19 protein-coding genes are annotated in these 21,465 nt (G+C 71.5%); 11 read left to right on the forward strand and 8 right to left on the reverse strand.

The window, feature by feature from the left end:
- Positions 1 to 74 precede the first annotated feature (74 nt).
- A complete protein-coding gene (locus tag ACIRF9_RS20510; RefSeq protein ID WP_403823883.1) occupies positions 75 to 797 on the forward strand; it encodes an FAD binding domain-containing protein in 723 nt (240 codons plus the stop codon).
- 83 nt (positions 798 to 880) lie between these two features.
- Here ACIRF9_RS20510 and ACIRF9_RS20515 read toward each other — a convergent pair whose 3' ends face one another.
- Positions 881 to 1,924 (reverse strand): DUF6745 domain-containing protein, encoded by a 1,044-nt coding sequence (locus ACIRF9_RS20515; protein ID WP_403823886.1) that lies wholly within the window; start codon positions 1,922 to 1,924, stop codon positions 881 to 883.
- Positions 1,925 to 1,956: 32 nt separating this feature from the next.
- Positions 1,957 to 2,283: a hypothetical protein gene (locus ACIRF9_RS20520; RefSeq protein ID WP_403823889.1), complete on the reverse strand. Its 327-nt coding sequence runs from the start codon at positions 2,281 to 2,283 to the stop codon at positions 1,957 to 1,959.
- Between the two features lie 171 nt (positions 2,284 to 2,454).
- On the opposite strand from ACIRF9_RS20520, the gene ACIRF9_RS20525 reads away from it, so the two are divergent.
- Genes ACIRF9_RS20525 through ACIRF9_RS20545 form a run of 5 tightly spaced genes read left to right on the forward strand, consistent with a single transcriptional unit; the run spans position 2,455 to position 7,608 of the window.
- Positions 2,455 to 3,414: an STM4015 family protein gene (locus ACIRF9_RS20525; protein WP_403823892.1), complete on the forward strand. Its 960-nt coding sequence runs from the start codon at positions 2,455 to 2,457 to the stop codon at positions 3,412 to 3,414.
- Positions 3,411 to 4,535 (forward strand): STM4014 family protein, encoded by a 1,125-nt coding sequence (locus ACIRF9_RS20530; RefSeq protein WP_403823895.1) that lies wholly within the window; start codon positions 3,411 to 3,413, stop codon positions 4,533 to 4,535. Before ACIRF9_RS20525 ends, ACIRF9_RS20530 begins: the two co-directional genes overlap by 4 nt.
- A gap of 7 nt (positions 4,536 to 4,542) precedes the next feature.
- Entirely contained in the window at positions 4,543 to 5,361 is an 819-nt protein-coding gene (locus ACIRF9_RS20535; protein ID WP_403824610.1) for an STM4013/SEN3800 family hydrolase, read from the forward strand.
- Entirely contained in the window at positions 5,358 to 6,695 is a 1,338-nt protein-coding gene (locus ACIRF9_RS20540) for an STM4012 family radical SAM protein (protein ID WP_403823897.1), read from the forward strand. Before ACIRF9_RS20535 ends, ACIRF9_RS20540 begins: the two co-directional genes overlap by 4 nt.
- Positions 6,696 to 6,705: 10 nt before the next feature.
- A complete protein-coding gene (locus ACIRF9_RS20545) occupies positions 6,706 to 7,608 on the forward strand; it encodes an STM4011 family radical SAM protein (protein WP_403823898.1) in 903 nt (300 codons plus the stop codon).
- A gap of 6 nt (positions 7,609 to 7,614) precedes the next feature.
- Here the strand turns inward: ACIRF9_RS20545 and ACIRF9_RS20550 are convergent, their stop codons facing one another.
- The 5 genes from ACIRF9_RS20550 to ACIRF9_RS20570 all read right to left on the reverse strand — a co-directional run bounded on the left by ACIRF9_RS20550 (position 7,615) and on the right by ACIRF9_RS20570 (position 15,231).
- Entirely contained in the window at positions 7,615 to 9,642 is a 2,028-nt protein-coding gene (locus tag ACIRF9_RS20550; RefSeq protein ID WP_403823901.1) for a glycoside hydrolase, read from the reverse strand.
- A 130-nt stretch (positions 9,643 to 9,772) separates the two neighbouring features.
- A complete protein-coding gene (locus ACIRF9_RS20555) occupies positions 9,773 to 11,815 on the reverse strand; it encodes a beta-galactosidase (RefSeq protein ID WP_403823904.1) in 2,043 nt (680 codons plus the stop codon).
- 98 nt (positions 11,816 to 11,913) lie between these two features.
- Positions 11,914 to 13,251, reverse strand: coding sequence for an ABC transporter substrate-binding protein (locus tag ACIRF9_RS20560; protein ID WP_403823907.1), 1,338 nt, complete (start codon positions 13,249 to 13,251; stop codon positions 11,914 to 11,916).
- 101 nt (positions 13,252 to 13,352) lie between these two features.
- Positions 13,353 to 14,300 (reverse strand): carbohydrate ABC transporter permease, encoded by a 948-nt coding sequence (locus tag ACIRF9_RS20565; protein WP_403823910.1) that lies wholly within the window; start codon positions 14,298 to 14,300, stop codon positions 13,353 to 13,355.
- A 4-nt stretch (positions 14,301 to 14,304) separates the two neighbouring features.
- On the reverse strand, positions 14,305 to 15,231 hold the full coding sequence (locus ACIRF9_RS20570; protein WP_403823913.1) for a carbohydrate ABC transporter permease: 927 nt from the start codon (positions 15,229 to 15,231) through the stop codon (positions 14,305 to 14,307).
- Positions 15,232 to 15,473: 242 nt separating this feature from the next.
- Between ACIRF9_RS20570 and ACIRF9_RS20575 the strand changes: the two genes are divergently transcribed.
- Positions 15,474 to 16,517 carry a LacI family DNA-binding transcriptional regulator gene (locus ACIRF9_RS20575; RefSeq protein ID WP_403823916.1) on the forward strand — a complete coding sequence of 348 codons (1,044 nt, stop codon included), beginning with the start codon at positions 15,474 to 15,476 and terminating at the stop codon, positions 16,515 to 16,517.
- A gap of 203 nt (positions 16,518 to 16,720) precedes the next feature.
- Here the strand turns inward: ACIRF9_RS20575 and ACIRF9_RS20580 are convergent, their stop codons facing one another.
- The gene (locus ACIRF9_RS20580; RefSeq protein WP_403823918.1) at positions 16,721 to 17,389 is read right to left on the reverse strand and encodes a lysophospholipid acyltransferase family protein; all 669 of its coding nucleotides are present in this window, start codon (positions 17,387 to 17,389) and stop codon (positions 16,721 to 16,723) included.
- Between the two features lie 246 nt (positions 17,390 to 17,635).
- Here ACIRF9_RS20580 and ACIRF9_RS20585 point away from each other — a divergent pair, with 246 nt between their 5' ends.
- The 4 genes from ACIRF9_RS20585 to pgm all read left to right on the forward strand — a co-directional run bounded on the left by ACIRF9_RS20585 (position 17,636) and on the right by pgm (position 21,451).
- Positions 17,636 to 18,211, forward strand: coding sequence for an IS607 family transposase (locus ACIRF9_RS20585; RefSeq protein ID WP_403823921.1), 576 nt, complete (start codon positions 17,636 to 17,638; stop codon positions 18,209 to 18,211).
- Complete coding sequence (gene tnpB / locus ACIRF9_RS20590) at positions 18,208 to 19,356, forward strand: IS607 family element RNA-guided endonuclease TnpB (RefSeq protein ID WP_403823924.1); 1,149 nt, start codon at positions 18,208 to 18,210, stop codon at positions 19,354 to 19,356. The genes ACIRF9_RS20585 and tnpB overlap by 4 nt, the downstream gene beginning before the upstream one ends.
- Entirely contained in the window at positions 19,353 to 19,664 is a 312-nt protein-coding gene (locus ACIRF9_RS20595) for a hypothetical protein (RefSeq protein WP_403823927.1), read from the forward strand. Before tnpB ends, ACIRF9_RS20595 begins: the two co-directional genes overlap by 4 nt.
- Positions 19,665 to 19,810: 146 nt before the next feature.
- Entirely contained in the window at positions 19,811 to 21,451 is a 1,641-nt protein-coding gene (gene pgm, locus ACIRF9_RS20600) for a phosphoglucomutase (alpha-D-glucose-1,6-bisphosphate-dependent) (RefSeq protein WP_403823931.1), read from the forward strand.
- Positions 21,452 to 21,465: the final 14 nt, after the last annotated feature.

The following is a 21,465-nucleotide window of genomic DNA, read 5'->3' on the forward strand; positions in this document are numbered from 1 at the left end:
CGTTCTGCCATTGATCATGCGGGTGAGCGACACGGTCCTCACCACGAACTACCCGGGAAGGCAGGTCGGTTGTCGTGCAGTTGCGTCTTCCCGCCTCCATATCCGAAGCACAGCGGTGTCTGGCCGAGGGGGCGGTACCGATCGGCGGTGCCACGTTGGTGTGGGCCACCTGGCAACGGGACGGCTTCCCCGAACAGGCGGTGTCCCTGCGCAACGTGCCGGAGGCGAACGTGGTCGGCCCCGAGGAACTCGGCGGGGCCGTGCTGCTGCACCGCGTCGACGACACCGTGCCCGAGGCGCTGCGCCGGGCGGCCTCGAGCGTGGGAACGGGCGCGGTCCGCCGTACCGCCACGGTCGGCGGCAACATCGTCGGCAGCACGCTGCGCTGTCTGCTTCCCGCGGCCCTCGTCCTCGACGCCCGCGCCACCGTCCTGGAACCCGACGGCGTGTCCGAGACCGATCTCACCGAGCTGCTGGCCAAGCGTCACGTCCTGCTCGCCCTGCGCTGGCGCACCCCGCTGGTGAGCGGCCACCGCAAGGTGGAGGGCGAGGCGGGCGGGCCGCCGCCCCTCGTCGTCGCCGCCGCGGTGCACGCCGACGACGACGGCCCGGGACGGCTGCGCGTGGCCGTGCGGGACGGCTACGAGGTGCTCAGCGAGTCGACGCCGTACGACCCGGACGCCGATCGGGTCCTGGACGCCCTGGAGCGCACCGACCTGGGCGCCCTGCCCGCCCCGGCACGGGAGCAGGTGCGCGAGCAGGTCACGGACGTGCTGGCCCGTACCGGCGCGCTCTGAGGCCCGTCGGTCTCACGTCTATCGCCCGGCGACTCCCGGACCTGATCGCCTCCCGCAGCGGTGACACGTGAGACCAGGCCGTCTCACGTCTCCCGCATCGGCGCGTACACGTCCGCCTGCAGCCCGAACGTCCAGGCGACGCCCTCGCGTGCCGTCAGGGTCGACGGCGGCACCCGCAGCCAGTAGGTGCGCCGGGTCCCGTCCGGCTCCGGGGTGGAGTTGAGGACCTCCACCATCACCACCGGCTCGTCGTCCTGGAGGTCGATCCGCCACAGGGTGCCCGTGTCGTCCCGGTGGACGGGACGTGCCCCGGAGTCCGCCAGATAGCGGTCGTAGCCGTAGTACTCCAGCATGACCCGGCGCAGTTCGGCGTTCTCCTCGGAGCGGATCCGCTCCGGGGTGAGCGTCGGCAGTTCCGCGAGGAAGCCGGCCGGTACCGGCATGCCGCGCCAGGCGTGCAGGGCGAACCCGTCGGGGTAGGCGAGCGCCGGACCGTCCCCGTGGTCGAGCCTGCCCGCCTCGTCGCGGTGGAGCGCGACGGGACGCTCGCACACCACGGCCACCCGCTCGAACGGCCACCACCAGCCGGCGCTGCGGGACACCGCGGCCAGCCCGTCCAGCGGGCCGTCGTCCGTGGGGAACGCGGCGAGCCACGGCGCGTCGTGCTGCCCCAGCACCGCGTCCAGCAGGATCAGCCGGACCTCCGTGGCCTCCTTGCCCGTGTCCCCGCCGGCCAGCTCCTCCAGGACCCCCGTCCGGATCCGGTCCACCAGCGCCTGCGTCGAGTCCCACAGACGCCCACCGGTCGCCGCCCAGTGCGCCGGCCAGCCCGCCGCCCCCAACTCCGTGTGCAGCCGCTGCCGCTCACGTGCCCAGGGCGCGCTGCGGACCGCCTCGCGCACCCCGGCACCCCGGTCCGTCATCGCCCGGATCAGCGTCACCGCCTCGCGCGGCGAACCGGCCCACACCACCCGCTCCGGTTCCGCGAGCCCGGCCCGCCGGTACGCCCGGCACACCCCGTCCTCGGCGGCCGCGCGGTCGGCGGGAACGACCGCCGCCGCACAGGCCCGCCAGGCGCGCACACTCTCGTCGGAGGCCACCACGGTCATCTCCACGTCCGTCGTCATCCGTCCTTCCCCACTCTCTGTTCAGTCCGCGCTCAGTCCGCCACGATCCGCACGGACCCCGGCACGTACTCGCGCTGGCGGATCACCCGGTACCAGCCCTTCGGCAGCGAGATCGCCGCGTGCTCCTCGTGCACCACCCGGCCGCCCTGCGGCAGGTGCAGCAGCAGCGGACCGAACGGCCCCGGCTCACGCACCAGATCACCCGGCCCGACCACCGCGTGGGCGTGCCCGGTGACCTCACCCAGCGCCAGCACCAGCCGCCCCCGCCCGTCCCGCGCCTCCCTCGGCGCCTGCGCCACATGGGGCGGCACCGCCTGCTCGTCCACGGGCACGATCAGCACGTCTCCCTGCCGGTACATGGCTCTCCCCTCACCGCCGGGTGCGCCACGCACCGGCCTCATGACCACGACCGTAGGGGCCGGCACTGACAACGCCCCGAACCCGGCCCCCGCCCACGGGCGTTGTCAGTGCCTGTTGGTAGAACTGCGGACATCACAGACCGCACACGCAATCTCCCCAGGAGCAGCCGTATGACCATCGGTGACCACCTGAACTCCCTGTACCGGCTGCCCGCCCGCACCTTCCCGAGCGCCGACGCGCCGACGGACGGCCTGCCCGACGCCGCCGCCGTCGCCTGGCGGATCACCAGTGACGTGTACGGCAGCGACGAGGACTGGACGCAGGCCTTCACCCGCTTCTGCGCCACCGTCGACACCACCCGGGTGAAGGCCCTGATCGTCGGCGCCTGGCAGGAGTCGTACGACACCGACCCCACTCCGATCGTCGAGGCCCTGCTGGCCGCCCGGGACCGCTTCCCCGCGCTGCGCGCCCTGTTCGTCGGCGACATGGTGATGGAGGAGTCCGAGATCTCCTGGATCACCCAGACCGACGTCACCCCGCTCCTGGCCGGCTTCCCCGACCTGGAGGAGTTCGGTGCGCGCGGCGGAAACGGGCTGCGCTTTCCCGCACTGACCCACAGTGCGCTGCGCAGGCTCGTCATCGAGACCGGCGGCATGCCCGCCGACGTGGTGCGTGGGGTCGGCGGCAGCGACCTGCCCGCCCTCGAACACCTCGACCTGTGGCTCGGCACCCCCGACTACGGCGGCGACAGCGAGGTGGCCGACCTGGAGCCGATCCTGTCCGGCGCCCGCCTGCCGAACCTGCGTCACCTCGCCCTGCGCAACAGCGAGATGCAGGACGCCGTCGCCGCGGCCGTCGCCTCCGCCCCCGTCGTCGCCCGCCTTGAGGTGCTGGACCTCTCCATGGGCATCCTGACCGACGACGGCGCCGCCGCCCTGCTCGGCGGCCAGCCGCTCACCCACCTCAAGAAGCTCGACCTGCACCACCACTACCTCACCAAGCCCCTCGAGGACCGGGTCCGGCAGACCCTGGAGCCCGCGGGCGTCGAGGTGGACCTCGACCGCGACGACGCCGAGGAGGACACGGAGGACGACGGCACGGTCTGGCGCTACGTCGCCGTGGGCGAGTGAGCGCACCCACCGCGCCGGGACCGCGCTTCGCGGTCGTCGGCAACCCCGAGAACCGCCGCGTCGCCCTCTTCGGCGACGCGGTGCGCACCGCCGGCCTGCCCGCGCCGCGCGTCGTCCCGTGGGCCGACGTCCTGCGCGACGGGGGAGCCGACTTCGCCGCCGACGAGACCGTCCGCGTCGACTCACCCGGTGAGAACGACGAGGTCGACCGCCTGCTGCGGGGCCCCGGGGACCCCACCCGGGTCGAGGGCTCGGCCCGCTGGTACGCCCGCCTCATCGCCGCGCTGGGCACGCTGCGCGGAGGCACCCGTCTCGACGACCCGGACGACCTCGCCGTGCTGTTCGACAAGCGCCGCTGCCACGCCGTCCTCGACGCCGCCGGGATCCCCGTACCCGCCTCACCGACCTCGGGACCCGGGGCGGCGCCGGTGCGCGGCTGGGACGACGTACGGGCGCTGATGCGCGAGCACCGGATGCACCGGCTGTTCGTCAAACCCGCGCACGGGTCGTCCGCGTCGGGCGTCCTCGCCGTCGATTCGGGCGGCGGCGGCCGGATCAGGGCCACCACCTCCGTGGAACTCGCCCCGGACGGCCGTCTGTACAACTCCCTCAGAGTGCGCCGCTACCACCGCGAGCACGACATCGCGGCCATCGTCGACGCGCTCGCCCCGGACGGCCTGCACCTCGAACGCTGGCTGCCGAAGGCCTCCCAGGAGGGGCGCGCCGCCGACCTCAGAGTGGTCGTCGTGGCCGGGCGGGCCACCCACGCCGTCGTCCGCACCAGCCGCTCACCCATGACCAACCTCCACCTCGGCGGCAGCCGAGGCGACCTCGACGCCGTCCGGCAGTCCTTCGAGGCGGCGGGCGCCCGCTGGACCGACGCCCTCGGGGTGTGCGAAGCGGCCGCGGCCTGCTTCCCGCGCACCCTGTGCGTCGGCGTCGACCTGCTCCCGGCCGTCGGCTGGCGCAGATCCGCCGTGGGCGAGGTCAACGCCTTCGGCGACCTGCTGCCCCGCCTCACCGGCCTGCCCGGCAGCGGCGCCGAGGGACTGGACACCTACGGCGCCCAGGTGGCCGCCGTACTGCACGACCGGCACAGAACAGGAACACCCCATGCCTGAGCCCGACATGAAGGACATCGTCGGCAGCCACGACATCCTCCTGGTCACCCTCGACACCCTCCGGTACGACGTGGCCGACGAGCTGGCGCGGGCGGGCCGCATCCCGAACCTCGCCCGCCGGCTCCCCGGGGGCCGCTGGGAGAAGCGGCATGCGCCGGGCAGCTTCACCTACGCCTCCCACCAGGCGATCTTCGCGGGCTTCCTGCCGACCCCGGCCGCCCCCGGTCCGCACCCGCGCCTGTTCGCGGCGAGCTTCGCGGGCAGCGAGACCACCGCGGGCGGCACGTTCGTGTACGAGACCCCCGACCTGGTCTCCGGCCTCGCCGAGGAGGGCTACCACACGGTGTGCGTCGGGGGAGTGGGCTTCTTCAACAAGCAGGGCCCGCTCGGCTCGGTGCTGCCCGGCCTCTTCCACGAGTCGCACTGGACACCGGAGTTCGGCGTCACCTCACCCCACTCCTTCGAGAACCAGATCGCCCACGCCGAACGAGTCGTCCGCGAACTCCCCGCCGACCAGCGGCTGTTCCTCTTCGTCAACGTCTCCGCCCTGCACCAGCCGAACTGGTTCCACCTGCCCGGCGCGACCCGCGAGGCCGGCGACAGCCGCGCGACGCACGCCGCCGCCCTGGAGTACGTCGACCGGCACATCGGCCGCCTCTTCGCCGCCGCGAGCGGCAGACGCCGCTGCTTCGCGATCGTCTGCTCCGACCACGGCACCGCCTACGGCGACGACGGCTACACCGGCCACCGCCTCGGCCACGAGTCCGTGTGGACCGTGCCGTACGCCCACTTCTTCCTGGACCACCCCGCCGAGGCCGCCCGATGACCACCGCCCAGCTGACCAGCCCCTATCAGAACTACGTCTACGCCTACCCCCACAAGACCGCGTACCGGACGCTGGACGACCGCCCGCGCCTGCGGGACCTGTGGGCCGCCGAACCCAAGGACACCCTCTCCCTCTACCTGCACATACCGTTCTGCGAGGTCCGCTGCGGCTTCTGCAACCTCTTCACCCGCATCGGCGCCCCCGACGGCCTGACCGGCGCCTACCTGGACGCCCTGGAACGGCAGGCGACCGCCGTACGGGACGCCCTGGGGGACACCGACGAGGTCCGGTTCGCCACGGCCGCCTTCGGCGGCGGCACGCCCACCTTCCTCACAGCCGCCGAACTGGAGCGCCTCTGCGACATCGCCGAGCACCGCATGGGCGCCGACCTGCGCGCGGTCCCACTGTCGGTCGAGGCGTCACCCGCCACGGCCACCGCGGACCGGCTCGCCGTCCTGGCCGACCGCGGCACCACCCGCCTCAGCCTGGGCGTCCAGAGCTTCGTCGACACCGAGGCCCGGGCCGCCGTACGCCCACAGCGCCGCGCCGACGTCGAGGCCGCCCTCGGCCGCATCCGCGACGCCCGCATCCCGGTCCTCAACATCGACCTCATCTACGGCATCGACGGCCAGACCGAGGAGTCCTGGCGGCACTCCCTGGACGCGGCCCTGGCCTGGCGCCCCGAGGAGCTCTACCTCTACCCCCTCTACGTCCGCCCCCTCACCGGCCTCGACCGCCGCAGCACCGATCCAGGCCCGGATCCCGCCTGGGACGAGCAGCGGCTGCGCCTGTACCGCGCCGGCCGCGACCACCTCCTCGCGCACGGCTACACCCAGCAGTCCATGCGCATGTTCCGCCGCACCGACGCCCCGCCCCAGGGCGCCGACGACTACGCCTGCCAGACCGACGGCATGATCGGCCTCGGCTGCGGCGCCCGCTCCTACACGGCCGGCCTGCACTACTCCTTCGACTACGCCGTCGACATGCACCAGATCCGCGGCATCATCGACGACTACGTCACCACGACCGACTTCGCGCACGCCGAGGTCGGCTACCGCATGGACCCCGACGAGGCACGCCGCCGCCACCTCCTGCAGTCGCTCCTCCAGGCGGAGGGCCTGCCCGTCGCCGACTACCGAGCCCGCTTCGGCAGCGCACCCACCGACCACTTCGGCGCCGAACTCGCCCGCTTCGCCGGCCGGGGCTGGCTGACCGACACCGACCCCACGACCCTGCGGCTCACCCCGGAGGGCCTGGCCCACTCCGACGCCATCGGCCCCGAGCTGTTCTCCCCGGCCGTACGCGCCGCCATGGCCGCCTACGACAGGAAGTGACCGGCCCGCCATGGACCTGACCCTCCTCTACCGGGGCCCGCTCGCCTCCTGCGACTACGACTGCCCCTACTGCCCGTTCGCCAAGCGCCGCGACTCCACGGCCCAACTGCGCGCCGACCGCGCCGCTCTCGAACGCTTCGCCCAGTGGGCAGCGGACCGGACCGACGACCGCCTCTCGATCCTCTTCACCCCCTGGGGCGAGGGTCTGGTGCGCTCCTGGTACCGGCGCACGCTCGCCGAGCTCTCCCACCTCCCGCACATCCGCCGCGCCGCCATCCAGACCAACCTCAGCTGCCGCACCGACTGGCTCGCCGAGGCCGACCCCGACACCCTGGCCCTGTGGTGCACGTACCACCCGGGCCAGACCCCCTACGACCGTTTCCTCGGCAAGTGCCGCGACCTGGCCGACCGGGGCGTCCGCTACAGCGTCGGCGTCGTCGGCCTGCCCGGCCACCTGGAAGCGGCCCGCTGGCTGCGCGCCGACCTGCCCGCGCACGTCTACCTGTGGATCAACGCGGCCGAGGGCCACACCTACGAGGACGCCGAGGCCGACGAGTGGACCGCCCTCGACCCGCTGTTCCCGTACAGCCGCCACCCGCACACCAGCGCCGGACTGCCCTGCCGCACCGGAGAGTCGGTCATCTCGGTCGACGGCGAGGGCACGGTCCGCCGCTGCCACTTCGTCCGCGCCGAACTCGGCAACCTCTACGACGGCTCCTACCGCGCCGCCCTGCGCCCCCGCCCCTGCCCGCTCGCCGTCTGCGACTGCCACATCGGCTACGTCCACCTCGAGACGCTGCCGCTGTACGACGTGTTCGCGGGCGGTGTCCTCGAGCGCATACCGGCTGAAGCCCCCGCACGGCACTCCGCCCGCATCACGACGATCGCGATGCGGGCGGAGACAGCGGACTAGCGGGCGTTACGGCGTCACGTCCGTGATGCGCCACCGCTGGTTGGAGCCGGAGTTGGCCGGCCACGTGGTGACGGCCGCGCCCTCGTTGGTGGCCTGGCCGCCGACCTCCAGCAGACGCCCGGTGGCCACGTTCACCAGGGTCCACGTCCCGTCACCGGTGGTCGACAGGATCCACTCGGTGGCCGGGTCCCGCTCGCCGGTGTCGGGCTCGACCACGGGCACGTTGTCCCGGACGGCGAGCCGCTTCCCCTCGGCCGGGTTGGCGAAGACGTACCGCTGGCGGGCGCCCTTCTTGCCGTAGCGGGCGTCCAGCTGCCACTCCTGGGTGACGGTCCCGTTGGCCGAGCCGATGACCAGGTTCGTGCCGTTGGCGGCGACGGTGACCGCCTTGCCGCTCTGCACGCCGGTCAGTGTGTAGGAGTGACCCTTGGAGAAGAGCCCCGCGTTCTTCGCGACACCGGAGACGCCCTTGACGGCGAAGGACGTCACGGACTGGGCCGGCACCGTGTAGGTCGCCCTGCCGTCGACGACCTCGACCGGGGCCTGCCGCACGAGCTTGCCGTCGGCGCTGGTCACGGTCGGCGTGACGGTCGCGTTGTCCTTGACGGTGCGGAACTTGGACAGGTCGATGGTGACCGTGCGCGCCGCGGTGGTGGAGTTGACGTGGACGAGCGAGGCGCCCTTGCCGTCCTTGGTCACGGCGGCGGCGCTGGAGGTGTCGTCGACCTTGATCAGCTTGTCGCCGGGCTTGATGAAGTGCGTGAAGTTGCGCGCCGTGTCGAACTTGGTGTTCGTGTAGATCGGGCACGACTCCAGCGTGTCCGTGGAGGTGCAGCTGAACGGGAGCTGAATGGAGCCCCAGTTGCCGCCCTTCGCCGACTCACCGCCCGGCTTCATGTTGTCGTAGTCCTCGACCGGCTGCCAGAACACCCAGGCCTTGGGCTCCAGTTCACGCAGGTCGTTCACGATCTGCTGGGCGAGACCGAGCCCCGGGCGCATGTCGGTGAAGCTCTGCCCGTCGCCCCAGTCGCCCTCGACCTCGCTCATCCACAGCGGCTTGTCGGCGGCCTTGGCGAGGTCGCGCACGCTGGTGCGCTGCCCGGTGCCGTAGGTGTGGACGTTCATCTGCCCGACGAGGTCCTTGGAGTCCTGCGAGTAGGAGTTCCAGTTCGTCGAGAACAGACCGGGGTTGGTCTCGTCCATCGCCGAGATGTCGGCCTTGACCTTGGCCTTCTTCAGCGCGGGCGCCAGCGCGGCGAGCACCTTCTGCTGGAGCGCGGGCCCGATGTGGGCGCCCTCCTGCCGGCCGCCGACGGGCTCGCCGTCCGAGCCCAGGCGAGTACTCCAGTAGCCGGTGTTGGGCTCGTTGAACGGGTCGACGGTGTCGACCTTGATGCCCTCGGACTTCTCCAGCAGCCTGGTCGCGCCCGCCATGTAGGCGGCGAAGTCGTCGACCGAGTCCGCCTTCAGCTGGTCGGTGTTGGCGTTGAACCCGCCGGACACGTATCCGCTGACGGTCATGAACCACGGCGGGGAGTTGCTGAACGTCTCCCAGTGGTCGATGTCGTTCTTGATGCGCTCCACCCACCAGCGCTGGGTGGCGTCGGCGTCCTTGTTCCAGTCCGCCGGGTCGTCCGCGCTCCACCAGTCGGTGTCCGTGCGGGTGGTGCCCTCGGGCGCCTTCCACCAGCCCTCGACGGCACCGCCCGCGCGCAGGTAGTCCTTGACGTCCGGGGCGTTGCCGCCGCCGATGTTGTAGCGGGCGATGTTCAGCGCGAGGCCGTCGTCGTCGAAGAGGAGCTTCGCGAGCTTCTCGCGGATCGCGGGCGGATAGTCGCCGGTCGCGTTGGCGAACCAGACCAGGCTGGTGCCCCAGCCCTCGAACTTGTCCTGCTGGTACGACGGGTCCGGCGTCACGGTGACGGCGGCGTCGGCCTGCGCCTGCGTGGGGACGCTCAGCAGGGCGGCCCCGGTGGCCAGGGCGGTGAGCGCGGCGGCCCCGAGGGACCGTCTGCTGCGGGTACGGCGTGCCATCTGTGCTCCCAACTGCGGTGGTGGTCGCTGAAGTGGGCCCCTCCCGCCCGTCCGGGCGGGAGGGGATGGCCCCCGGCACGTGTCAGGTCGTGCCGGGGAGTCGTGGGGGTGCGGGTGCCGTGGTGCGTGATCAGAGGGCCTGGCGGAGCACGGCGACCGCGCGCGGCCCGAGGACCAGGGCGCCGTCGGTGCGCTCGCCGCCGACGAGGACCTCGCCCTCCAGCCCGGTCACCGGCACCGTTCCGTCGGTGCGGTTGACCAGGAAGAGGAAGCGCGCGTCGGCCCCGCGTCGGACGGTCAGCTCGACCGAGCCCCGGACCTCCTCCGCGAGTTCACTGCGCACGCCCGTCGGCTCCAGCAGCCTGGGCAGCAGCGCGCGCAGCCCGTCGACGCCGAGCCGGGTGGAGACGTACGAGGCCGAACCGGCGCCCGTCGTACGGCGGGTGACCGCCGGACGGCCGGTGTGCACACCGGAGTCGTAGTGGGCCACCACGGTGGTGTCCGGGTCGGTGACCGTGATCCGGTCGGTCCACAGGGTGCCCGTGGAGGAGTCGTCCAGCTGGACGCTCTCCCCGCCGAGCAGCGGCCCGAACTCCTCGATGCGGATGCCGAGCAGATCGCGCAGGGCGCCCGGGTAGCCGCCGAGCCAGACATGGTCGTTCTCGTCGACGACGCCGGAGAAGTAGGTGGTGACGAGATGACCGCCCTGCTCGGCGTACCGTGTCAGCTCCTTGGCGAGTTCGGCGGGCACGACGTGCAGCACGGGCGCGATCAGGACCTGGTGGCGGGAGAGGTCGGCGCGGGTGGTGACGAGGTCGGAGCGGACACCGAGGGCGAGGAGCGCCGAGTACCAGTCGAGGGCCTCCTGCCGGTAGTCGAGCAGCGAGGTGGGGTGCGAGTCCTGCTCGCTCGCCCACCACGACTGCCAGTCGTAGAGGATGCCGACGGCGGCGGTCTCCCGCTCCGAACCGGCCACCGGGGCCAGGGCCTTGAGCGTGGCGCCCAGCTCGGCCACCGCGCGGAAGACGTCACTGTCCGCACCGGCGTGCGGGACCATCGCCGAGTGGTACTTCTCGGCGCCGGCCGCCGACTGCCGCCACTGGAAGTAGCACACCGCGTCCGCGCCGTGCGCCACGTGCAGCAGCGAGTCACGGGCCAGGTCGCCGGGCCGCTTCGCCACGTTCACGGCCTGCCAGTTGACGGCGCTGGTGGAGTGCTCCATCAGGAACCACGGTCGCCCGCCCGCGATACCGCTGGTCAGGTTGGCGGAGAACGACAGCTCGTCGCGGTCCTGCGGGCCGGGGTGGACGTAGTGGTCGTTGGAGACGAAGTCGATCTCGTCCGCCCAGTCCGGGTAGTTCATGCCCTTCGTGCCGCCCATCACCATGAAGTTGGTGGTGACCGGAACGCCGGGCGTGATCTCCCGCAGGATCTCCCGTTCCGCGATCAGATGGTCCTTCAGCGCGTCCGAGGAGAACCGCTTGAAGTCCAGCTGCTGCGTCGGGTTGGGGTGCGAGGCGGCCAGCCGCGGCGGCAGGATCTGCTCCCAGTCGCTGTAGCGCTGCGACCAGAACGCCGTGCCCCAGGCGTGGTTGAGCGCGTCCAGCGAGCCGTAGCGGGCGCGCAGCCAGACGCGGAAGGCACGGGCCGCGTCGTCGGAGTAGTCGTAGATGTTGTGGCAGCCCAGCTCGTTGGAGACATGCCAGGCGACCAGCGCCGGATGGTCCTGGTAGCGGGTCGCGAGCTCCCGGACCAGGCGCAGCGCGTGCTCGCGGAAGACGGGGGAGGTGGGCCGCCAGTGCTGGCGGGCGCCCGGCCACACCGTCTCGCCGTTCGCCGTGACCGGCAGGATCTCGGGGTGGGCCGTGGTCAGCCACGGCGGCGGGGAGGCGGTGGCGGTGGCCAGGTCGACGCCGATGCCGCCCGCGTGCAGCAGGTCCATGACCTCGTCGAGCCAGCCGAAGTCCCAGGTGTCCGGGCCCGGCTGGATCCGCGCCCAGGAGAAGATCCCCACGGAGACGACGGTCACGCCGGCCTCCCGCATCAGCCGGACGTCCTCCTCCCACACGTCCCTGGGCCACTGCTCGGGGTTGTAGTCGGCGCCGTAGACCAGACGCGGGGCGGGGTCACCGTCCGCCCCGCGCAGCATGCGGGACTGGAGGGTGGAGATCATGGCGGTCCTTCCGAAGGGATGGTGCACGAGGGGTGGTGCACGGGGGCGGCGCGGCCCGGGAGCCGCGCCGCCCGGCGTTTCGTCGCTTCTTTCGAGAACTACTTCTCGATGGTGAAGCCCTGCTCCTCGCCGTACTTGACCGAGGCGTCCTGCCAGGCCTTCAGACCGTCCGCCAGCGTGGTGCCGGAGACGTAGGCCTTGCCGACCGTGTCGTTGAAGATCGAGTTGGCGTACGGCTGGAAGGGCAGGTACGACCAGTCGTCGGCGACGTTGGCCGCGGACTGGGCGAAGATCTCGTTGGCCTTCTGGCCGCCGAAGTACTCGAACTCCTTGTTGAGGAAGGTGGAGGACTGCAGCTCGGCGTTGGTCGCCGGGAAGGCACCCTCGTTCACCCGGGTGGCCACGCCGTCACCGGCGTTCGCGTACTCGACGAAGGCGTAGGCGAGTTCCTTGTTCTTGCCCAGCGCGGGCAGCGCCAGCGAGCTGCCGCCGTTCTCCGCGCTCGCCTTGTCGCCGGCGGTCCAGGCCGGCAGGGCGGCCGCGCGCCAGTCGCCGGAGGCGTTCGGAACACCGGTCACGAAGTTGGCCGGCATCCAGGCGCCCGTGGCCAGGGTGGCGATGGAGCCGTCGCCGAGGCCCTTGTACCAGTCGTCGGTCCAGCCGTTGATGGGCGCGAGGAGCTTCTCGTCGATCAGCTTCTGCCAGACGGTCTCGAACTTCTTGGCGCCCGCGTCGTCGAAGTTGATGCCGACCTTGGTGCCGTCGACCTTGTACGGGCGCGAACCGGCCTGCCACAGCATGCTGGTGGTGAAGCCCGCGTCACCGGCGTCGTTGGCGATGTAGACCTTGGGGTCGGCCTTGTGGAGCTTGCGGGCCGCCTCCAGGTACTCGTCCCAGGTGGTCGGGACGGCGATCTTGTACTTGTCGAAGACCTTCTTGTTGTAGAACAGCGCCATCGGACCGGAGTCCATCGGCAGACCGTAGACCTTGTCGCCGTCGCTCACGGCGTTCCACGGGCCCGGCGTGTACTTGGAGGCGAGCTTGTCGGCGCCGTACGGGGCCAGGTCGGTCAGGCCCTTGGTGAGGGCGTACTGGCCGAGCGCGAAGTACTCGACCTGGGCGACGTCGGGCACGCCCTTGCCGGCCGATATGGCGTTCGACAGCGCGGTGTAGTGCTTGTCGCCGGACCGCTCGCTGACCAGGTTGATCTTGACCTTGGGGTACTTCTTCTGGAAGTCGGCGGCGACCGACTTCAGGGTGGGCTCCCAGGCCCAGACCGTGACCGAGCCGCCCTTCTTCAGGGCCGCCTGGATGTCCCCGGCGGAGACCGCCTTGGTGTCGGAGTCGTCGTCCGAGCCGCCGCAGGCGGTGGCGCCCAGGGCGAGGGTGGTCAGGAGGGCGAGGCCGCGCAGCAGGCGGCTGGTCTTTCTGCGCATGAAGGTGCTTCCACTTCTTCGTGGGTGGGACAGGTGAGGGTGGGGGTTGCGCGAATGCGTGGCTGTGCGTGGGGTTTGGGGGCGGCCGTCGGGCCGCGGGGTCACTCCTTGACGCTTCCGGCGGCGAGTCCCGACTGCCAGTACTTCTGCAGGAACAGGAACGCTGCGATGAGCGGCAGGATGGTGAGCAGGGAACCGGTGATCACCAGGTTGAAGATCACCTCACCGCCGATGGTCTCCGCCTGGGAGTTCCACGCGCTCAGGCCCAGGGTCAGGGGGTACCAGTCCGGGTCCTTGAGCATGATCAGCGGCAGGAAGTAGTTGTTCCAGGTGGCGACCGTGGTGAACAGCAGCACGGTCACGATGCCGGGGGCGAGCAGCGGGAGGGCGACCGTGAAGAAGGTGCGCGCCTCGCCGGCCCCGTCGATCCGGGCGGCCTCCAGGAGTTCGGTGGGGATGGCCTCGGTGGCGAAGACCCACATCAGGTAGAGGCCGAACGGCGACACCAGCGACGGGATGATGACCGCCCACGGGGTGTCCGTCAGGCCCATCTTGCTGAACATCAGGAAGGTGGGCACCGCCAGCGCCGTACCGGGCACCGCCACCGCGCCGATCACCGTGGCGAAGATGCCGCGCTTGCCGGGGAAGTCGAACTTCGCCAGCGCGTAACCGCCCAGCACCGCCAGCAGGGTCGCGCCGCCGGCGCCGAGCACCACGTACAGCAGGGTGTTCAGGAGCCAGCGGGTGAAGACGCCGTCGTCGTAGGTGAACGTGTCGCGGACGTTGTCCCAGAGGGCGAAGTCGTGCGCGAACCACAGACCGTTCGAGTCGGCCAGGCCCGCCTGGGTCTTGGTGGCGTTGATGGCGAGCCAGATCAGCGGCACCACGGTGTAGAGGACCACGAGCGCGGTCAGCGCGGTGAGGAGCTTGCTGCGCCTGGGCCGGCCGGGGGTGTACGTGCGGGGGCTGCGCAGGCGCGGGGCGCCCTTGCCGGAGCCGGGGGCCTTGGCCGTTGCGGTGGGGGAGGCGGAGGTGAGAGGAGTGCTCATCGGGTCACGCTCCCTTGCGCATGCCGCGCAGCTGCACGACGTAGGCGATCACCATCGTGATCAGGCCCATGATGATGGCCACCGTCGCGGAGTAGTTGTGCTGCTGGCCGTTGAAGGACAGCGAGTACGTGTAGAAGTTCGGGGTGTAGTCCGTGGTGATGGCGTTGCGCGCCAGCGGACGCAGGATGCTCGGCTCGTTGAAGAGCTGGAAGCTGCCGATGATGGAGAAGATCGTCGCGATCACGAGGGCGCCCCGGATGGCGGGGAGCTTGATCGCGGTGATCACCCTCAGCTGTCCGGCGCCGTCGATCTCCGCGGCCTCGTACAGCGAGTTGGGGATGACGCGCAGGGCCGAGTAGAAGATCAGCATGTTGTAGCCGACGAACTCCCAGGTCACGATGTTGCCGATGGACGCCAGCACCAGGTCCGGGGAGAGCGGGTCGGGCAGGGTGACGTCGAACGCGCCGTTGATGTCGCCCACCAGGCCGTAATTGGTGCCGTACATGAAGCCCCACATCAGGGTGGCGACCACGGCGGGCACCGCGTACGGCAGGAAGATCGTGATGCGGAAGAAGCTCTTGCCGTAGAGCCGCCCGCTGTCCAGCGCCAGGGCCACCAGCAGGGCGATGCCCAGCATGATCGGCACCTGCACCACGAGGAACAGCGCCACCCGGCCGACGGAGTCCCAGAACTGGTCGTCCTTCAGCGCCTGCGTGTAGTTGTCCAGACCGACGAACGTCGTGCCGCCGATGAGCTGGTCACGGAACAGGCTCAGGTAGATCGAGTAGCCGATCGGGGCCAGGAAGACCAGGGCGAACACGGCCACGAAGGGACCGATGAAGCCCCACCCCGCCCAGGAGCGTCGGTCCCGTCTCGCCGGAGGTGGAGCCGGCCGCGGCTCGGCGGCCGCCGGCGGTTGCAGCGTCGTCATGTCGTTCCTCGCTCGTGCGGGTGTGGAACTGGCGGCGGGGCATTGCGCGGAGGTTTCCGAACGCCTCGCCGCGACCATGATGTTTACGCAAACATCGGCCACGCAAGAGCCTGGGCGGACTGTTATGTTTACGTAAACATCTGATGGCGGCATGTCTACACTGCCCTGATTACGATGGTCAAGGGTCCCCTGGTCAGACCGGGAAACCCTGCGCGGACAGAGAGGTGGGGACACCCGTGGACATGGCTGAAAGAACCCCGGCGAAGACCCCGAGAGGCGCGCGGGTCACCGCCTCCATGGCCGATGTGGCCCGCCTGGCGGGGGTCTCCTCGCAGACCGTCTCCCGCGTCTCCAACGGTTACGCCGGCGTCAACGAGGAGACCCGGCAGCAGGTGCTCGCCGCCATGAAGGAACTCGGCTACCGGCCCAACAGCGCCGCCCGCGCCCTCAAACGCGGTGAGTTCCGCACCATCGGCGTGATCACCTTCTCGCTGTCCTCCACGGGCAACGTCCGCACCCTCGAGGCCATCGCCACATCCGCCGCCGCCGAGGGCTACGCGGTGACCCTGCTGCCGGTCGCCCTCCCCACCCAGGACGAGGTGCGCGGCGCGTTCTCCCGGCTGGAGGAACTGGCCGTCGACGCGGTGATCGTCATCATGGAGGTGCACCTCCTGGACGCCGCGACGATCATGCTCCCGCCGTACGTCCAGGTCCTGGTCGTCGACTCCGACGCCGGCGACCACTACACGGTCGTCGACACCGACCAGGCCGGCGGCAGCCGCACCGCCGTCGAGCATCTGCTCGACCTCGGGCACGAGACGGTGTGGCACCTCGGCGGCCCCGAGGACTCCTTCGCCGCGCAGCGCCGCACCGACGCCTGGCGCGCCGCCCTCACCGAGGCCGGCAGCACCCCGCCGCCCCTCATCCGGGGCGACTGGTCCGCCGAGTCCGGCTACCGCGCCGGCCTCGAGCTCGCCGACCGAGAGGACTGCACCGCCGTCTTCGTCGCCAACGACCAGATGGCCCTGGGGCTGCTGCGCGCCCTGCACGAACGCGGCCGGCGCGTCCCCGAGGACGTCAGCGTCATCGGCTTCGACGACATCCCCGAGGCGGGCTCCTTCATGCCCCCGCTCACCACCGTCCACCAGGACTTCGCCGAGGTCGGGCGGCTGTGCGTGCAGGCCGTGCTGCGCAAGATGCGGCAGCACGACACGGAGCGGGGGACGACGTTGGTGCCCACGCGGCTGGTGGTGCGGGAGAGCACGTCTCCGCCGAGGTCGGTGTAGCGGCGCCGCCGACGGCGGGACGACCACGGAGCGCGACTTTTGCTGTGCGTGACCTCAACAACACGCTCAAGGCGGGCGGCGCCAACCTCACCGCCCTCCCCGGCGACTACGGCTCGGACCTGTGGACCGTCCCCGCCGCCGGCACGGGCACGTCCCGTCGCCCCCGCCTACCTGGGATGAGGGTCCCGGGGCCGCAGCGGCCGCTACTTCGCCAGTTGCTCCAACGGCCGTTCGCCCACAGCCCGCACCGCCGTCCGCCAGGCCGCCGTGACGGCGAGGCGGGCGGCCGTCGTGCCGTGGTCCGTCTCCGCGGGCAGACGCATCGGGGCGCCGAGGTGGACGTGGCAGCGGGGGCGGCGGACCGGGGCCGTCAGGGTGCCCGCCAGCTGTTTCGTGGCGCTGCCGGAGGCTATCCGGCGGGCACCCGCATGGCCCACCGGTACCACCAGCGCGCCCGACCTCTGCGCGAGCCGGGCCAGGCCGGTGCGGAACGGCTCCGGCGGGGTGGGGGCCGCGTCACGGCGGCGGGGCAGGCCGCCCTCGCCGTACAGGAGCACGTGCCGGCCGCCGGCCAGCGCCTCGGCGGCGGCGTCCAGGGCGAGTGCCGCGTGGGCCGTGCCCCGGTGGACCGGGATGTGGCCGTCGCGGGTCAGCGCCCGCCCCAGCCCGGGGATCCGCCACAGCCCCGCCGTCGCCAGCACCACCGGCTGCAGATCGAAGCGGCGCAGGGCGGCCATGACGACCGCCGGATCGGCCACAGAGTCGTGGTTGGCCACGAAGATGCTCGGTGCGGGCAGTCGCATCCTGATCTCACTCGTGACGGTGAGCCGCCCGAAGAACGGGGTCAGGGCGATGACGGTACGGCTGAACACGGGCGGGCCTCTCTGCGGGCGATGATCCACTCCAAGTGTCGCGGTGGATGGGGCGTCGACGCCTGAGTACGGATACTCAGACCTCGTCTTGGCCTCCGTGCCACTGGGCCCGCGTGAGTGATCCGGGGGCCGGGTGCCGTGCGGGGGCGTCGCGGGTGATCGGCGTGACAGGGGGTGAAAGCTGCTACATATTTTCTAGTCATTCCTAGTCATTTCTGGTCGTGTATCTCGAATATTCTTGGTCTTGTGAAGCTTTCGGAGTGGGCGCGTCAGCAGGGCGTGAGCTACCAGACCGCTTGGCGGTGGGTGAAGGACGGGAAGATGCCCGTGCCTGTCCGTCAGGCGCCGTCCGGGACGTGGCTGGTCGACGAGGTCGCCGTCCAGCCGTCCGGGCGTGTGGTGGCGTACTGCCGTGTGTCGTCCGACGACCAGAAGGCCGACCTGGATCGGCAGGCCGCCCGGGTCGTGTCCGGCGCGAACGGGCTGGGTCTGGCTGTTGCCGAGGTAGTCGCCGAGGTCGGCTCCGGGCTGGACGGCGGGCGCGGCAAGCTGCACGGGGTGCTGTCCGACCCGCGGGCGACGGTGATCGTGGTCGAGCACCGCGACCGGCTGGCCCGGTTCGGCGTCGAGCACCTCGAAGCCGTGCTCGCGGCGTCCGGGCGGCGGCTGGTCGTCCTCGACCCCACCGAGAGCGCCGACGACCTGGTGCGGGACATCACCGAGGTGCTCACGTCGATGTGCGCGCGCCTGTACGGGCGGCGGGCAGCGAAGACGCGTGCGGCCCGCGCGGTGGCCGTGGCGATGGGCGAGGACGCCGGGTGAAGAAGTTCCGTCCGCGGCCCGGGTTCGTGGTGCAGGCGTTCCGGTTCGCCCTGGACCCGAACGCCGCTCAGGAGCATGTTCTGCGCTCGCACTGCGGGGCCGCGCGTGCCGCCTACAACTGGGCTGTCGGCTGGGTGACCGCCTCCTGGTGGCAGCGCCGCGCGGAGGAGTCCTACGGCGTCGCAAAGGAGGAGCTGACCGAGTGGCGGCCATGGTCGCTGCCGTCGCTGCGGAAGGCGTTCAACGCCGCCAAGCACACCGATGGGAGGTTCGCCGCCTGGTGGGAGGAGAACTCCAAGGAGGCGTACAACACGGGGCTGGCAGGCGCGTCGGCCGCGTTCGACAACTACGCGAAGTCCAAGCAGGGCAAGCGGCGCGGCAAGCGGATGGGCGCGCCGCGGTTCAAGGCGAAGCGCAAGGCGCGCCTTGCCTGCCGGTTCACCACTGGCGTGATCCGCGTGGACGCCGATGGCCGGCATGTGACGCTGCCCCGGCTGGGCACGATCCGCACCCACGAGCCCACGGTGAAGCTCCTCGCCCGTGTCCAGGCCGGGACGGCCCGGATCCTGTCCGCGACCGTGCGGCACGAGCGTGGACGCTGGTTCGTCTCCTTCCAGGCCGAGGTCAAGCGGGACCTCGAACGCGTGGCGCGGCCGGACGTGGCGGTCGGCATCGACCTCGGGGTGAAGACCCTCGCGGTCATGGCCGACAGCACCGGCGAGATTCGCACCGTGCCCAATCCCCGACACTACGACCGGGCGCGTAAGCGGCTGCGCCGCGCGTCCCGTGTCGTGTCCCGCCGCCAGGGCCCCGACCGGCGCACCGGGCAGAAGCCGTCCCGGCGCTGGGAGAAGGCCAACGCGGCCCGCAACAAGGTGCATTACCGGGTGGCGAACCTCCGCGCGGACGCTCTGCACAAGCTCACCACCGCCGTGGCGGCCGAGTACGGCACGGTCGTGGTCGAAGACCTGGGCGTCGCCGGGATGCTCCGCAACCGGCGCCTCGCCCGCCAGATCGCCGACGCCGGATTCGGTGAGATCCGCCGCCAGCTCACCTACAAGGCCCGCCAGCGTCACGCCACCCGCATCATCGTGGCCGACCGCTGGTACCCGTCCTCGAAGACCTGTTCCGGTGCGGCGCGGTGAAAGCCAAGCTGCCGCTGCACATCCGGACCTACCAGTGCGACGCCTGCCACCTGGTCATCGACCGGGACGACAACGCCGCATGCAACCTTGCCGCGCTCGCGGCAGCCTGCATGACTGGTACCGGAGTGGCCGGAGACCAGGACACCGCACCGGCGGTGTCGAAGCCTCGTGGAGCCGACCAGAAGACCCGCGCCACCCGCCCCCGCCGCAAGGCGAAGGCGGGGCGGGCAGGTGGCGCAACCCTGCCGCACCAGCGGCAGACAGAAACGAGAGACCGTACTCAAGCCAAAGCCCTCACACTTTGGTGATGAGACGGACCTTTCGGGCAGAAACGCCCGGAATGCTGGGACCTGCCTACGGTCTCGGCGACGGAAGATGGAAGCGCAAGCCAAGCAAAGCAAGCCAAGCCAATGCCAATGAATGCAATGGTCAACCGACATGGAGGAGCGGGCACATGCAGCACGAGCGAGCGGGCCGCCCGGCCGGCCCCGAGGACCTCGTCGACGTCGCCCGGCTGGTCACCGCGTACTACGCGCTGCACCCCGACCCGGCCGACCCCGCGCAGCGCGTCGCCTTCGGCACCTCGGGCCACCGCGGCTCGTCCCTGAACACCGCGTTCAACGAGGACCACATCGCCGCCACCAGCCAGGCCATCTGCGAGTACCGCGCCGCCCAGGGCACCGACGGCCCCCTCTTCCTCGGCGCCGACACCCACGCCCTGTCCGAGCCCGCCCGCGTCACCGCCCTGGAGGTGTTCGCGGCCAATGACGTGACGGTCCTGATCGACAGCGCCGACGGCTACACGCCCACCCCCGCCGTCTCGCACGCGATCCTCACCCACAACCGCGGCCGCACCACCGGCCTCGCGGACGGTGTGGTCGTCACCCCCTCGCACAACCCGCCCGCCGACGGTGGCTTCAAGTACAACCCGCCGAGCGGCGGCCCGGCGGGCTCCGACGCCACCTCCTGGATCCAGGACCGGGCGAACCAGATCATCGCGGCCGGCCTGAAGGACGTACGGCGTGTCCCGTACACCCAGGCGCTCGCCGCACCCACGACCGGTCGCCACGACTTCCTCGGCACATACGTCGCCGACCTCCCCGGCGTCCTGGACCTGGACGCGATCCGCGCCGCCGGCGTCCGCATCGGTGCCGACCCGCTCGGCGGGGCCTCGGTCGCCTACTGGGGCCGGATCGCCGAGCAGCACCGCCTCGACCTGACCGTGGTCAATCCCCTCGCCGACCCCACCTGGCGTTTCATGACGCTGGACTGGGACGGCAAGATCCGCATGGACTGCTCGTCGCCGTACGCGATGGCCTCGCTCATCGACCAGCGGGACCGGTTCGACATCGCCACGGGCAACGACGCCGACGCCGACCGGCACGGCATCGTCACCCCGGACGCGGGCCTGATGAACCCCAACCACTACCTGGCCGCCGCCATCGCCTATCTCTACGCGCACCGCGAGCAGTGGCCCGCCGGCGCCGGGGTCGGCAAGACGCTGGTGTCGTCCTCGATGATCGACCGGGTCGCCGCCGACCTGGGCCGGCGGCTCGTCGAGGTGCCCGTCGGCTTCAAGTGGTTCGTGGACGGCCTGGTCGACGGCTCGCTCGGCTTCGGCGGCGAGGAGTCGGCGGGCGCGTCCTTCCTGCGCCGCGACGGCTCCGTGTGGACCACCGACAAGGACGGCATCATCCTGGCGCTGCTCGCCTCCGAGATCACCGCGGTCACCGGGAAGACCCCGTCGCAGCACTACGCCGCCCTGACGGACCGTTTCGGCGAGCCCGCCTACGCCCGTATCGACGCGCCCGCGACCCGCGAGGAGAAGGCCTTGCTGGCCAAGCTCTCGCCCGCCCAGGTCACCGCCGACACCCTGGCCGGAGAGGCGGTCACCGGTGTGCTCACCGAGGCCCCCGGCAACGGTGCGGCGCTCGGCGGCATCAAGGTGACCACCGCCAACGCCTGGTTCGCGGCCCGCCCCTCCGGCACCGAGGACGTGTACAAGATCTACGCCGAGTCGTTCCTCGGCGCCGAACACCTCGCCCGGGTCCAGGAGGAGGCCCAGGGCGTGGTCACGGCGGCGCTGGGAGGCTGAGACCGGGCCCGGCA

This window comes from Streptomyces sp. NPDC096132 (genome assembly GCF_044763345.1).
In the GTDB taxonomy this organism is placed as follows: Bacteria; Actinomycetota; Actinomycetes; order Streptomycetales; family Streptomycetaceae; genus Streptomyces.

Coding starts and splice junctions, on each gene's coding strand:
- ACIRF9_RS20565 (WP_403823910.1), bottom strand. CDS start 14,300: ATGAGCACTCCTCTCACCTCCGCCTCCCCCACCGCAACGGCCAAGGCC.
- ACIRF9_RS20555 (WP_403823904.1), bottom strand. CDS start 11,815: ATGATCTCCACCCTCCAGTCCCGCATGCTGCGCGGGGCGGACGGTGAC.
- ACIRF9_RS20515 (WP_403823886.1), bottom strand. CDS start 1,924: ATGACGACGGACGTGGAGATGACCGTGGTGGCCTCCGACGAGAGTGTG.
- ACIRF9_RS20550 (WP_403823901.1), bottom strand. CDS start 9,642: ATGGCACGCCGTACCCGCAGCAGACGGTCCCTCGGGGCCGCCGCGCTC.
- ACIRF9_RS20535 (WP_403824610.1), top strand. CDS start 4,543: ATGAAGGACATCGTCGGCAGCCACGACATCCTCCTGGTCACCCTCGAC.
- ACIRF9_RS20570 (WP_403823913.1), bottom strand. CDS start 15,231: ATGACGACGCTGCAACCGCCGGCGGCCGCCGAGCCGCGGCCGGCTCCA.
- ACIRF9_RS20575 (WP_403823916.1), top strand. CDS start 15,474: ATGGCTGAAAGAACCCCGGCGAAGACCCCGAGAGGCGCGCGGGTCACC.
- ACIRF9_RS20560 (WP_403823907.1), bottom strand. CDS start 13,251: ATGCGCAGAAAGACCAGCCGCCTGCTGCGCGGCCTCGCCCTCCTGACC.
- ACIRF9_RS20525 (WP_403823892.1), top strand. CDS start 2,455: ATGACCATCGGTGACCACCTGAACTCCCTGTACCGGCTGCCCGCCCGC.
- ACIRF9_RS20540 (WP_403823897.1), top strand. CDS start 5,358: ATGACCACCGCCCAGCTGACCAGCCCCTATCAGAACTACGTCTACGCC.
- pgm (WP_403823931.1), top strand. CDS start 19,811: ATGCAGCACGAGCGAGCGGGCCGCCCGGCCGGCCCCGAGGACCTCGTC.
- ACIRF9_RS20520 (WP_403823889.1), bottom strand. CDS start 2,283: ATGTACCGGCAGGGAGACGTGCTGATCGTGCCCGTGGACGAGCAGGCG.
- ACIRF9_RS20545 (WP_403823898.1), top strand. CDS start 6,706: ATGGACCTGACCCTCCTCTACCGGGGCCCGCTCGCCTCCTGCGACTAC.